The 13,329-nt window shown below is 52.5% G+C and carries 13 protein-coding genes; 6 read left to right on the top strand and 7 right to left on the bottom strand.

Translation table 11 applies throughout. The features are described 5' to 3' along the window. Positions 1-35: 35 nt before the first annotated feature. The 3 genes from O3S68_RS11195 (at position 36) to O3S68_RS11205 (ending at position 4,344) form a co-directional block, all read left to right on the top strand. Positions 36-1,745, top strand: coding sequence for a pectate lyase (locus O3S68_RS11195; protein WP_269231513.1), 1,710 nt, complete (start codon positions 36-38; stop codon positions 1,743-1,745). 575 nt (positions 1,746-2,320) lie between these two features. Continuing rightward, positions 2,321-3,985: a methyl-accepting chemotaxis protein gene (locus O3S68_RS11200; RefSeq protein ID WP_269231514.1), complete on the top strand. Its 1,665-nt coding sequence runs from the start codon at positions 2,321-2,323 to the stop codon at positions 3,983-3,985. Between the two features lie 161 nt (positions 3,986-4,146). After that, positions 4,147-4,344, top strand: a complete 198-nt coding sequence (locus O3S68_RS11205; protein WP_020456882.1) for a hypothetical protein — start codon at positions 4,147-4,149, stop codon at positions 4,342-4,344. 50 nt (positions 4,345-4,394) lie between these two features. Here O3S68_RS11205 and O3S68_RS11210 read toward each other — a convergent pair whose 3' ends face one another. The 6 genes from O3S68_RS11210 to O3S68_RS11235 form a co-directional block, all read right to left on the bottom strand. Further along, entirely contained in the window at positions 4,395-5,486 is a 1,092-nt protein-coding gene (locus O3S68_RS11210; RefSeq protein ID WP_045508734.1) for an NADH:flavin oxidoreductase/NADH oxidase, read from the bottom strand. 155 nt (positions 5,487-5,641) lie between these two features. Beyond that, positions 5,642-6,460, bottom strand: a complete 819-nt coding sequence (locus O3S68_RS11215) for a phosphate/phosphite/phosphonate ABC transporter substrate-binding protein (RefSeq protein ID WP_269231515.1) — start codon at positions 6,458-6,460, stop codon at positions 5,642-5,644. After that, positions 6,426-7,391, bottom strand: a complete 966-nt coding sequence (locus O3S68_RS11220; protein ID WP_269231516.1) for a fatty acid desaturase — start codon at positions 7,389-7,391, stop codon at positions 6,426-6,428. Before O3S68_RS11220 ends, O3S68_RS11215 begins: the two co-directional genes overlap by 35 nt. 118 nt (positions 7,392-7,509) lie before the next feature. Further along, the gene (locus tag O3S68_RS11225; protein ID WP_269231517.1) at positions 7,510-7,764 is read right to left on the bottom strand and encodes a putative quinol monooxygenase; all 255 of its coding nucleotides are present in this window, start codon (positions 7,762-7,764) and stop codon (positions 7,510-7,512) included. Between the two features lie 165 nt (positions 7,765-7,929). Beyond that, a complete protein-coding gene (locus O3S68_RS11230; RefSeq protein WP_269231518.1) occupies positions 7,930-8,295 on the bottom strand; it encodes a nuclear transport factor 2 family protein in 366 nt (121 codons plus the stop codon). A 54-nt stretch (positions 8,296-8,349) separates the two neighbouring features. After that, complete coding sequence (locus O3S68_RS11235; RefSeq protein ID WP_020456876.1) at positions 8,350-9,099, bottom strand: glucose 1-dehydrogenase; 750 nt, start codon at positions 9,097-9,099, stop codon at positions 8,350-8,352. 165 nt (positions 9,100-9,264) lie between these two features. On the opposite strand from O3S68_RS11235, the gene O3S68_RS11240 reads away from it, so the two are divergent. The 3 genes from O3S68_RS11240 (at position 9,265) to O3S68_RS11250 (ending at position 11,493) form a co-directional block, all read left to right on the top strand. Then, positions 9,265-10,170 (top strand): LysR family transcriptional regulator, encoded by a 906-nt coding sequence (locus O3S68_RS11240; protein WP_045508711.1) that lies wholly within the window; start codon positions 9,265-9,267, stop codon positions 10,168-10,170. A gap of 397 nt (positions 10,171-10,567) precedes the next feature. After that, positions 10,568-10,786, top strand: coding sequence for a hypothetical protein (locus O3S68_RS11245; RefSeq protein ID WP_269231519.1), 219 nt, complete (start codon positions 10,568-10,570; stop codon positions 10,784-10,786). A 302-nt stretch (positions 10,787-11,088) separates the two neighbouring features. Next, positions 11,089-11,493 (top strand): H-NS family histone-like protein, encoded by a 405-nt coding sequence (locus tag O3S68_RS11250; protein ID WP_017455745.1) that lies wholly within the window; start codon positions 11,089-11,091, stop codon positions 11,491-11,493. Positions 11,494-11,602: 109 nt separating this feature from the next. Here O3S68_RS11250 and O3S68_RS11255 read toward each other — a convergent pair whose 3' ends face one another. Next, complete coding sequence (locus O3S68_RS11255; RefSeq protein WP_269231520.1) at positions 11,603-13,180, bottom strand: carbohydrate porin; 1,578 nt, start codon at positions 13,178-13,180, stop codon at positions 11,603-11,605. Positions 13,181-13,329 lie beyond the last annotated feature (149 nt).

The raw sequence follows: 13,329 nt of genomic DNA on the forward strand, positions 1-13,329 counted from the left end.
GGCAGAAATCCTTATTTTTATCTAAGAGGCAAATAATGAAACTGTCAAAAATAGCACTGGCGGTCGGTCTTCTCGGTATCTTCTCCTGCACGGCATTTGCGCAGGAGAGCGCGCGATTAAGCAGTGTAAAAGCGTTTGCCGATACGGTCATCGATAAAGCCGGTGACAAATATCACAGCAATGTGCCGCTGCTGGCGGATGGCGTGGATCCACGCACCGGTAAGCAGATGGAGTGGGTCTTTCCGGATGGAAAAACGGCGGTACTTTCCAACTTCTCCGCACAGCAGAATCTGATGCGCGTGCTGGTTGGCCTGAGTAACCTGACGGGTGACGCGAAATATAAAAAGCGGGCGGAAGATAATGTCCGCTACTACTTCCAGCACTACCAGGACAAAAGCGGGCTGCTGCTATGGGGCGGGCACCGCTTTATCGATCTGAAAACGCTTGAACCACAAGGGCCAAGCGAAAAAGAGATGGTCCATGAGCTGAAAAATGCCTACCCATACTACGACCTGATGTTTGCCGTGGATAAACCGGCAACCGCCCGCTTTATCCGCGCGTTCTGGAACGCACATGTGTACGACTGGAAAATTCTCGAAACCAGCCGCCACGGCGAATACGGCAAAGAGATGGGCAAACTGTGGGCCAGCCATTTTGAACAGCAACCGCCGTTCTTCGCCACCAAAGGTCTGAGCTTTCTTAACGCCGGCAATGACTTAATTTATTCAGCTTCGCTGTTGTATCAACACGATGGCGAGAAAGGCGCGCTCACCTGGGCGAAGCGACTGGCGGAGCAGTATGTGTTGCCACGCGATAAAAAGACCGGGCTGGGTGTTTATCAGTTTACGCAAGCGCTGAAACGCGCCGAAACCTCCGACGACACCGATACCAACTCAAAGTATGGCGATCGCGCACAGCGCCAGTTTGGTCCGGAATTTGGCCCCGACGCGCTGGAAGGCAATATGATGCTCAAAGGCCGCACCAGCACGCTCTACTCCGAAAACGCCCTGATGCAATTAGCGCTGGCAAAATCACTGGGCGCGGATGGCAACGACATCAAAAAGTGGACGTTGGATGGCCTGAAAGCCTTTGCGCATTACGCCTATGATGAGAAAACCAACACCTTCCGCCCGATGCTGGCAAACGGCACCGACTTGTCGAACTACACGCTGCCGCGCGATGGTTACTACGGCAAGAAAGGCACCGTGTTGAAGCCTTACCCGGCGGGGAATGAATTCCTGCTCTCTTATGCCCGCGCCTGGACACTGGCACCGGACGCAGAGATATGGAAAGTGGCGCGCGGCATTGCCAAAGGCCAGGGGCTGGGTGATATCGGTGAGCCGGGCGGTAAAAGCAGCAAGCTGGATCTGAACACCAAAAACAGCGAGCCATATGCCATTTTTGCGCTGATCGATCTCTGGCAATCTACTGGCGACAAAGGATACCTGACGCTGGCTGATAAAGTGGCGGACAATATTCTGGCAACGAAACGGCTGAATAACTTTTTCATCGATGATCCGCAATATATCTATGCCAATGTCGACAATATTGCGCCTTATGCACTGCTGACGCTGGAAGCGGCCATGCGCGGCAAACCCGATGCGGTTGCGCCATTCATTAACGGCGCGGGCTTTACCGAAGGCGCATATCTGCTGGCCGATGGCACCGTGCGCTACTCCACGCGTGATGATGAGTTGTTCATGCTCAAACCGGGTGAGCAGTTGAAACCTAACGGTAAAAAGTGATCCCTTCACCTCTCACGGTGCGCCCGTGGGAGGTTTTCTTGCGCCGTATTTTTCCCTTCGCATGCTATTCTGGCGGCGTTCACGACGCCTTATCAGCGATAATGTCGAACAAAAAATGTATTAATCTCCGCAATCCCGGATATAACAATCCGGCATTTCTCTTGCGTATTATTAGCACGCAATTTTATTTTCCGCAGATTAAATAAGATAGCGACCTTATTATCCGGCCACTAAGAAATAATCATCAAATTGAATTTAATAAGACTTAATTCAAATCAAATATTGGTAGCCGATAGAAATAACCTTTTCAAGTAATTGTTGAAAAATAATAGACGCCTGTTATGAATTCAGATAGTTTATGTGATCGAAGTCCAGGAATAATATTCTGCACTCTGATTAATTATATTTAAGTTGATTGAAATCAACATTCACAAAATAGAACATCTTTTCAAAAAGTTAAAAGACCGTTTTATTAACGCCAATCGCGTTCTGGTCAAAATGTCATGGAGGGTGAAATAGCCAGAGAGCTGGGCCAATGCCAACCTGAGGGTAATTTTTATTACCGGGGAAACAACATGAAAATACTTCGCGACATAACTATCCGCAAAATGCTGATCATCATTTTATCGCTTTTCAGCATTATTTGGGGACTGGCAACCGTCCTGACATTTCACAATTTTTCTACTATTGACCAATTACTGACGCAAAACGCCGGGCAAAAAAATGTCTACGCCTTGTTGGTGAAAGGAAACGATCAATATTTCCGCACCGTGACCCGCATGCTGCGCGCCATGGATTACCAGCAAACCGGCGACGACGAAAATGCGAATAAAACATTCGCCTCCGCTGAAAAAGCACTGGCAATTACCCAGGATATGCTGGCGAAGTTTCGCGCCAGCCAGCACCCAGGTGTTGATAGTGAAACCGTTGCCGCCATGATCCGCGACTGGGACGCCCTGCTTAATAACGGCATTGTGCCGATGCTGAATGCAGCCAAAAATAAGCAAACGGATACTTTTCGCGACTTATTTCGTAAAACCTATCCTCCGCTGAGCGTGCAGTTTGGCGCAACCGCGGAAAAATACACACAATCGATTCAGTCCAACGATTTACTGGATCAAACTCAAGAACAGGTGATTTTTAATAAATACGTGCTCGCTGCCTCCTTAATAGCCGGTATCTTCACGCTGTTTCTCACCGACCGCTACCTGGTGAATTTCCTGGTCAAACCGATTCGTGCGATTCAGACACATATGGAAACCATGGCCGCCGGTAAACTGAATCACGAATTGCACGAATTTGGTCGTAACTGTGCGGGCCAGTTGATTCCTTTCATCCGCACCATGCAGGAAAACCTGAGAACCACGGTGGAAACTATCCAGGAGAGTTCGACCAGCATTTACCGCAGTACCAATGAGATCAGAGAAGGCAACGAAGAGCTTTCCGGGCGTACCGATCAGCAAGCCGCCGCGCTGCAACAGACCGCCGCCAGCATGGAAGAACTCACTTCCACCGTGCGTAACAACGCGGAGAACGTGCGCGAAGCCCGTAAACTGACGGAAAACGCTCAGCAGACCGCGCAAAAAGGCGGCGAGATCACCGCGACCGTGGTGAAAACCATGCACGGGATTTCCGAAAGCTCGCAGAAAATTGCTGATATTACCAACGTGATCAACAGCATTTCGTTCCAGACCAACTTACTGGCGTTGAACGCGGCGGTTGAAGCGGCTCGCGCCGGGGAGCAAGGCCGTGGATTTGCCGTAGTAGCCAGTGAAGTACGTGCGCTGGCAAGCCGCAGTGCGCAGGCGGCAAAAGAGATCGAAACGCTGATTCATGAATCCGTCTCCCGCGTAAAAACCGGAGCCGAACAGGTTCAGGAAGCCGGTGGTGCCATGTCGGTAATTATCAACTCCATTGAACATGTGAATAAACTGATGACGGAGATTTCCGTCGCCTCCGATGAACAAAGCCGTGGTATCGACCAGATTGGCCAGGCAATGACCGAAATGGACGGCGTTACACAGCAAAACGCCGTGCTGGTGCAGGAAGCGAAAGCTAACGCCGTGTCGCTGGAAAAAGAGGCTGAGCGCCTGAATAAAACCATCGCCATGTTTGATTCTGGCCTGAAAGAGAACCGCCGTAGCGCGCAGCCAGGCAGAAGCACATTACGCCAGTCGCCGCAGCTCGCGCTGGCCTCCTCATCAACAGGTGAGAGCCGTGATAACTGGCAATCTTTCTAAGTAAATCGCTCTCCTTTCACCACGCCCGGGGCTTCACGCTTCGGGCTTTTTTATTTATATAACAGCCAACTAACGCATTAATAATGCAGTGATTTTGATAAATGGCGGAAATATATCTGTGTGCTAAATTTCTCTGTAGACAAATCGGGGAGGGATAACGCATGAAGTTCAATGATGAGCACACGGGACTCATTGGATTAGCCATTGGCGCGGCCGTGATTGGCCTTGTTTCAGAACGCAAAGCCATTAACCGTGACAGCATCGTGCAGGAGATTGAACGGCAAGGCAGAAACCGGGGCGATGGCGTAGAAGATGACGTATTCCTCAAAGCGGCGGAGTTGGTGCGTAAGGGCGTTTAACGGGCAATAGCGGTGAGCCTGGCAGAATAGCAAGCTCACCGATGCATGCGTTATTTAACCGTTCCTTTCACACCGTGCGGTTCGGCACGGCGATACTGCGGCGCGATATGTACCGCACCATGCAACGCGGCGGCGGCGTGCCATGGCCAGCGTGGATCGTAGAGCGCGCCTCGTGCCAGCGCGATAAGATCGGCCTCCCCTTGCTGCAAAATAGCTTCTGCGTGCTGTGGCTCGGTAATCAACCCCACAGCGATAACCGGCATACGGGTCTGCTGGCGCAATGCTTTGGCAAACGGCACCTGATAACCCGCCGTCACCTTAATGCTTTGCAACGGCGAAAGCCCGCCGCTGGAGACGTGAACATACGCGCCGCCCAGCGCTTCAATTTTTTTCGTCAGTACCACCGATTGTTCCAGATCCCATCCACCTTCTACCCAGTCCGTCGCCGAAATGCGAATGCCTACAGCAACGGAAGCCGGTACCGCTTCACGCACGGCGCTAAACACTTCCTGGGTGAAACGCAGGCGATTTTCAAGGCTGCCGCCATACTCATCACTGCGCTGGTTAGAGAGCGGCGAGAGAAACTGATGCAACAAATAACCGTGCGCCGCGTGGATTTCAATCACCTCTATTCCCAGCGCCACCGCCCGCAAGGCGCTGTCGACAAACGCCTGTTTAACCCGCGCCAAATCTTGTTTCGTCATTTCAAGCGGTGGACGTTCTGCCGGATCGTGCGCCAGCGCGGAGGCTGAGATCGTTTGCCAGCCGCCCTCTTGTGGGGAAAGCTGTTTGCCCCCAAGCCAGGGCGCGCTGACCGACGCTTTACGCCCGGCATGCCCAAGCTGGATGCCGATTTTCACCGGCGAGTACTGGCGAATATCCTCCAGCACCACGCGCAGCGCCTGCTCGGTTTCGTCATCCCACAGGCCGAGATCCTGCGGCGAAATTCGCCCTTGCGGCTCAACGGCGGTGGCTTCGATTATCAGCAGCCCCGCGCCGGAGAGCGCCAGGTTACCTAAATGAATGCGATGCCAGGCGGTCGCTTTTCCTTCTTCGGCGGAGTACTGGCACATCGGGGCAATAACGATGCGGTTATCCAGCGCAACGTCGCCAATAGTAACTTCGGTGAATAACTGACTCATATCTCATCCTTTTCCGGTTTCGCAAATGGCACTCCCGGACGGCAACAGTGTGAATGGTTTGCATGACTTTCAGCCAATTTTCCGGGCTTGTCTTTGGCGGCACGTGCCCTTTTCACGGCATTTACCTTTGATAACACAATGAAATGACTGACGAATTATAGCTGCGTGACGCCGCGTGCTGCGGCCTCATCCCGCCATCTCAACAACAAAGAATAGTCCTGTCGTGTGACCACGCTAAAACCGCCAATCAATACCGCGGCACAGATGTCGTGAAAACGCGCGTCGCTGACCAGTTGCTGCAACGCCTCTCTTAGAGATGCGAGCGTGGCGGCGCTGCTCTGCTGCGCGGTGATCAGCGGCAACCCCGGCGCTAACGGGCTTTGCGCTATCACACGCAGCCCACGCAACAGCGAAGGTTGGTGGCGTTGCAATAAGGCGAACGTCACGCAGTCGATGGCGGCGATATCCGCCGTACGGTTGTGCAGCGCCACCAGCGATTGCCGGTGGCTGCCGCTGAAATGGGGAGCATCGGCGAAAAATCGTCCTTCGTCCGCAAGCTGCGAAACCAGATAACGCAGCACGTTATAACCTGATTGCGAATCGGCGGAATTACACACTGCGCGACGACCGCGAAAATCCGCCAGCGAAGTCGCGCGTTCCTCATCACGCGTCACCAGCAGGCTGCGATAGCGAAAGCCTTCACAGCCTGGCGCAAGGTAGTGAAAGCAGCCAACCAGTTGCACATCCGGTAATTGCGTTACCAGCGGGTAGCCGCAGGTCTGGCTGAGCAGCACATCGTCACGCCGCCAGTGGGAAGGCAGGTCGCTTTGCGGCCAAATCTGCTGCGCCGGAAGCCCGCGCTCCGCCAGCAGTTCGCACAACGCCTGGCCCAGCGCGGCGGTTTCTGGCTGCGCGACGTCATACATCGGCAGGGCAATGTTATTCACTGCGTACTTTGCTTGCGGGGTGTGCATTGACCTCTACCGGGGTAAAGAAAAACTGCCGTAACCATTCACTATAGCCGCGCACCAGAAACCCGCTATTGCGCTGCTGGTACGCCGCTTTGTCACGCAGGTAAACCGTTCGCAGGCCGTACCACGGCACGGCGGGCAGATCGTGATGCACGGAATGGTAGTTGAGGTTAAGAAACAGCAGACGCCACGGCCACGCGGCTTCGTTGATCACCGAACGCGCTAACGGATCGTCGGCTGCACGGTGTTCGAGAAAAGAACGCACTTTCGTGATAGCCAGCGCCGGGTAGCTCACCGCCAGCACAAACCAGATAACGGAAAAATTACAATGGATTATCCAGGCAAAGATCACACCCAACAGCGCACCGTGTACCAGCCACATCAGCATGGTTTTACCTTGCCGCATGCGAAATGCCGCTACCATTCCTGCCAGCAAGTGCGCAATATCCAGCGCCGGAGCCAGCAGTAAACGGCCAGCAAAGGTATTACGCAACTGAATCAGTTTTCGCTGCCAGCGCGTCAGGCGATGCCAGTGTTGAGTGGAAAAATAGTAGGATTCCGGATCATCTTCCGGCAGTGTCAGTAAGTGCGTACGGTGGTGAGCCAGGTGCGAATCGCGATAAATGCCGTACGGATACCACACCGCCAGCGGCATTACCCCCAGCAGTTGGTTAAACCAGGCCCAGCGCGTGGGATGCCCGTGGATCAGCTCATGTTGCACCGACAAATACCAGGTGGTGAAGAGGATCAGAAGCGCGGTGGCCGGCAACAGGCCGAGTGTTTTCCAGTGCGCGAGCGTGCCGAACCAACCGCCATACACGGTAACAATCACCAGCCAGGTAGGCAGCTCGCTGCGCCACAGCCAGCTGCGTGATAACCGCCGGATGGCGTCCCGTTGTTGTTTATCTAAATAGACCGCGCTGCTTTTCGCCATTCACTCATTGACTCCCCGCATTCTCATCTCGCCACGATGTGAGAGAACGCCGGAAATGACAAAGTATTTAAATGGCTTAGCTATTGCTGAAAATCGCTTAATGCGGCGGCAACTCAGGCTACTTTGCCACGCGGATCATCACGTGTTGTAGGGCAACATTGTAGCGAACACCCAGGCGGTTAAGGATGCGCACATTTTTAACTACCGTCGCCAGGGCCTGCAGAAAGGTTGTCGCCTTTTCATGGCGCTGGTGGAAGGCTTCATCTTTCCAGCCTGCCACCAGGTGATAGGCGTTGGCATCGGCCAAATCCTGCGCGAAAGCATAATAGATACAGCCCGGCAGTTTGCGCGCCGCCGCCATTTCCGGCACCACAGCATCAATAAGGGTTTGCCCGTCCTCAGGGTGGACGCGATAGTAAGCGCTAACAACGATACCTGTAGCAGGCAGTTTGCTATGGTCGGCACTGGAAAACTCAGGTTTACCGGTATGTTGATAGGGGTTTCTCAGTGGGCAATGAATGGTGCGGCTTGCCGACCGTTACGGCGTGTTAATAAATACCCACAGGCTGGCAAGTCTGCCATCGCGCACGGTGAAAATATCCTCACCGCGGATCAGATTCGGGTTCTCCTGCGGGCCATAACCCCAGCTAACGCGCCCTAAACCGTGGTTCCACGTCACCGGATCGGGGGTGAACGAAAACCCCGGATGCTCACGCTGCACGCGAGAAATCAGTGCCGCAACGTTCTCAAACCCGGTTGCCACATCGGCATCATCCGCCACGAAAAAATCGTCGGCATAGACGTCAGAAAAGGTGGTGACCTGTTGTTCAGGGTGTGCGCTATTCCAGATAGTAAAATGCTTGTCGATCAGTTGCTGAGCAACCAAAAGTGCAGAAGTGTGCATGTTCTGCTCCTGCGTTGCGGGCTGGCGCAGCAATGGCCAGCCCGGCGTGGTGAATTAGATTTGCGCCATGCCGCCATCGACGAACAGCTCAGCGCCATTGATAAAGCTGGAAGCATCCGAAGCGAGAAACGCGACCACTTTGCCAATCTCTTGCGGTTCACCTAAACGCCCCAACGGAACCTGGGCTGCCAGCGCGTCAAACAAGCCCTGACGATGCTCATCCGGTACCAGTTCACCTAAACCCGGCGTGCGGACAGGGCCTGGGCTGACCACGTTAACGCGGATACCGCGCCCTTGCAGATCCAGCGCCCATGAACGGGCAAAGTTACGCACCGCCGCTTTACTGGCGCTGTAAACGCTGAAACTGGCGGTGCCTTTCACCGATGTGGTCGATCCGGTGAGAATGATTGAAGCGTTGTTTACCAGCAGCGGGAGCGCTTTTTGCACGGTAAACAGTACGCCGCGCACGTTGGTGGCGAAAATGCGGTCGAAATGCTCTTCAGTAATCGCCCCCAGCGGCAGCATGTCGCCACCACCGGCGTTGGCAAACAGGATGTCGAGTCGCCCGGCGCTTTTCGCAATCTGGGCAAACACGGCATCAAGATCCGCCATTACCGACGCATCGGCGCGAATGCCCGTGGCGCTGGAACCAATACGTTCAACCGCCGCGTCCAGTTCTGCCTGGCGACGACCGGTAATAAAGACGCGCGCCCCCTGCTCTGCCAGTTCTTGTGCGGTTGCCAGACCAATGCCGCTTGTCCCGCCAGTCACCAGTGCGATTTTGCCATTCAGTTGTGTGCTCATGTGGTATTCCTCGGTTCAGTTAAGGGATGTGCCTGCGGCAGACCAGCCTGCCGTCTCAGGTATGGCGCAACTCTACCTCCCCCGTTTTTATTGAAAAATACCGAAAAATTAAAATGACTATTCACCACTGTGTATAATCAACATCACAGCAACGGAGGAACTCGCATGGATCAATTACTGGCAATACGCGCTTTCGCCCGCGTGGTCGAAGCGGGGAACTTTACCCGGGCGGCGGATTCGCTGGAGATGCCCAACGCGACATTGAGCAAACTGGTGCAGGAACTGGAAGCCCACCTTGGCGTGCGGTTATTGCAGCGCACCACCCGCCGCGTGACGGTTACGCCGGAAGGGCGCGACTATTATGAAAAAACAACCCGTATCCTTCGCGATCTCGAAGATGTCGACGGTTCATTCAATGCCGCACGCGGAACGCCGGGCGGACAGCTTCGCGTCGATATTGGCGGCTCAACGGCGAAAGATGTGTTGATCCCCGCCCTGCCGGATTTTCTGGCGCGTTACCCGGACATTCGTCTTGATTTGGGCGTTGCCGATCGCCCGGTGGATCTGATTAGCGACAATGTGGATTGCGTGATCCGTGGCGGGCCACTGGATAGCTCCTCGCTGATTGCCCGCCGTATTGGCGCCGCCACGCTCATTACCTGCGCAACGCCGGAATACCTGAAAACATTTGGTACACCGGCCTATCCCGAGGAGCTAAAAAACGGCCACCGGCTGGTCAGCTACCTCTCGCCACAAACCGGCCGAGCGTTTCCGTTACGCTTTGAGCGCGATGGCGAAAAAACCGAAATTAAAGTGCCGCACCGGATTGGTATTAATGAGAGCAATGCGCATCTCGCCGCCGGGATGGCGGGGCTGGGGATTATCCAGACCTTCAGTTATTCACTCGGTGCGGCGTTAAAAGCGGGCACGCTGGTGGAGATCCTGCGCCCGTGGCGGCCAGAGCCGTACCCTTTTCATGTGGTGTATCCACAAAACCGCCACGTTACGCATCGTCTGCGCGTGTTTATTGACTGGCTGCTGGAGATATTTCCCCAGCGAGTGGGGAAATAATCGCAAAATAATCCGCAACGCTTTTATCTGAATCTGTTTATTCGCGCGGGAAAGCGCCAACGCAGCGATAGCGCGTTTCTGCGGCTGCGATTGGCAGCAACGTTATGGTGATATTGAACGGTGAATTTATCGCGCCGCGCGTTTTCTCGCGGGCCGAACCCGTTAAAAAACAGGATAGCGATAAGATCTGCAGTTTCAGTTTAATATCAGCAAAACCTGATAACCGGATAAAACCTGCACTTCATCATTTATGCGACACGCTGCGTGCAGCGCAACAAGCGATATCCAGCAATGCAATTATTACTGCACGTAATTAAAAGTTGAGTATGAAAAAGAAACCCCAGCGGAGGGTCAATAAGGTCGATTTTATGACCTCCGATATGAACTGGAGCGTGCTGTGCTTGCTACTAATCGAGAATATTCTCAACAGCGTCTGACGCGGATCAAATTTCTTAGCGGCTTATTGTGGAGAAACCTGAGCCATCAATATGTGGTCATGTTTAATGGAACATTTAGCCATGCTGAAATTGCCGCTTGCGCTAACGCAAATCAAAAAGAAAAAACGCGTCAGTTCAGAGATAACGTTTACCGTTTGCCACAGGCGCTATACCTGTAATGCCTCTTTGTTAAGAAAAATCTGCACCCGTCAAGCGAAAGTCAATGCGAAGATATAGGTTATTTTATGATGAACAAGCGGCATTAACTAACGATTCCGATAAAAATAACCCTTAAATTCTGTGGCTTTTTTAATGCCGCATTGTGACTAAATTAGCCAGAGCCAGATACCCACAAAGTCATAGGGTTGCACAATCACATATATATTTGCTAAAACCTATAATTCCGTATTGATTTTTATGTCGTTATCACTAAAAATTAATTCCGATAGATTATTCATTTTTCCGCACACGGAGTGACGCTATGTCAGAAGCACTTAAATCACTTAATAACATTCGCACCCTGCGAGTTCAGGCCCGTGAGCTTACCCTTGAAGCTCTTGAAGAGATGCTTGAAAAACTGTCAGTTGTTGTTGAAGAACGTCGTGAAGAAGAATCTTCTCTACGTAAAGAACAAGAAGAGAAAGAAGCCAAGCTGGCTGCGTTTCGTCAAAAACTGCTGGATGAAGGTATCGATCCAACCGAACTTTTATCCTCGCTGAAAGGACAAACGACGAAATCAAAATCTGTTCGTGCACCACGCCCAGCCAAATATAAGTATATTGATGAAGACGGCACGGAAAAAAGCTGGACCGGCCAGGGCCGCACACCGAAAGTGATTGCCAAAGCACTGGAAGACGGTAAAAAATTGGAAGATTTTGCCATCTAAAAATAAAGGGTTTGTCTTTATCCCACCCTTCATTTTTATCGCTTTCTAACGCAACATCTGCATGCGTTATTGTTCCCCGCCGCCACGGCGGGGATTCTGTTTTTGTTGTTCAAAAGACCACTTCAGCCTGCACGCCAAAACTTATTTGATAATCCTTACCGTCGTTAAAGGTCTGGTTATCGATCTCATGCTCTAACGCTTTCAGGTAAGTACTATAGAGGCGAAGTTCCGGTCGGGAATTAAGAATGCTGGTATCCACTTTATACACCTGCGCCAGCGTCACCTTATAACCAGATTCATCCAATGTGGAATTATTGACACGATTTTTCTGCGTGAAATACCCCAATTCCAGCGCCGTCTGCATGTTTTGATTCCAGATCCATGACGGACGAATAACCGCGCGCGCGGTAGTAAAGTCCGTATGCGCCCCGGTATATGTCGAGTAAAGATCGTGGCCGCGACCATACACCAGCGCGTGCGCCATGATTATCTTCTCACCCAGATAAAACTCCCCCTGATCCACCAACCGCCAGCCAATACCGCCGCTATGAATACCGTAGTAAGAACTGTTGTAATCAAAATCCGGGTTGGCGCTGGAAATATTCATAAACTGGCTGGCAAGGGAGTTATTTGCCACTTGCAGCGTCAATTCATTTGAGCCTTTCAGAATAGGATTACGCAAAATCGCCTGTCCAAGCCAGGAGGATTTGACCTGATAATAGTCATTATCCGCCTGCGCTTTTTTCTGCTCATCCGTCTGGTTAGCAAACGCATATTTCGCCCCCAGTTCCAGCGTCGCATTTTCTGTCACAGGAAGATTCTTGTAGCGAACTTCAGCGATATTGACGTTAACCTGCGTGGTATTGCTACAGCTGGAAGCGCCTGCGGCGCAGACCGTACTGTAATTATCAATATCGTTACGCGTTATCGCCATACTGAGTGCGCCAACCGGTAGCTTCCAGTTTTCTATCCCTACGCCTGCACCGGAAAGTGTGCGATTGCTTTTCCAGTCCAGCAGCTGAATTTCATATTGTGGCAGCGTATGTTTCCCCACCCAGACCGAAGCCTCTGGCGCAAAAGGAAGTAGCCCATTGCCTTCAACATAGAGCTTACTCAGTTTGCCCATACCGCCGCCGGACATCCCTTTTTCAAAGGATTCATTGCTCTGGGTTAACCCGAGATCGCCCTCAAATTGCACGTTCGCCCAGATAGATTTGTCGCCATCGCGCCATGCCCGTTTCTTTAATGACAAGTTATACCAACCGTCATATTCGTTACCAAAACGCCCCAGTGAGCCCACTGCCCAGGATTTTGGTCCCCCATTGGTGGTGGTTGCCCAACCCGAGCGGAAATAACCGGAATATTTAAAGCCGGTATCATCCTGCACATACTGGCTTATTTTTTTCAGAGCCGCTGGCGATAGCTCCGGCTCCGTTTTCGCTTGCGCTGGCGTAGCCTGCACCGTTACACCAGGCACGGCTGACGAGGCAACGTTGCGTTGCTGCGCGCGATCTTTTTCTTCATAGGCTTGCAGTTTCTGCTGCGTAACGCGCAACTGCGCTTCCAGTGCCGCCATGCGCTGTTCAAGCGTTAGCTGCTGCGCCGTTGCGCCGCTGCTTGCGCCATAACAGGATACTAACGCCACGGCAATGTACGTCTTTTTAGAAATTATGTTGTTCACTTTCATGAGTTCCCCTCGGTATTGCCCCCTGAAAACAAAAAGACCTGCAACTGACGGAAAATGCTCCGTCAGTTGCAGGTCTCGCCTGAATAAAATCAGTCACGTCCTGTGGGGGTAGATCAATTAACGCATAAACACGTGCTTAATAGGTTGCG

The organism is Kosakonia sp. SOY2, assembly GCF_027109175.1.
Classification (GTDB): domain Bacteria; phylum Pseudomonadota; class Gammaproteobacteria; order Enterobacterales; family Enterobacteriaceae; genus Kosakonia.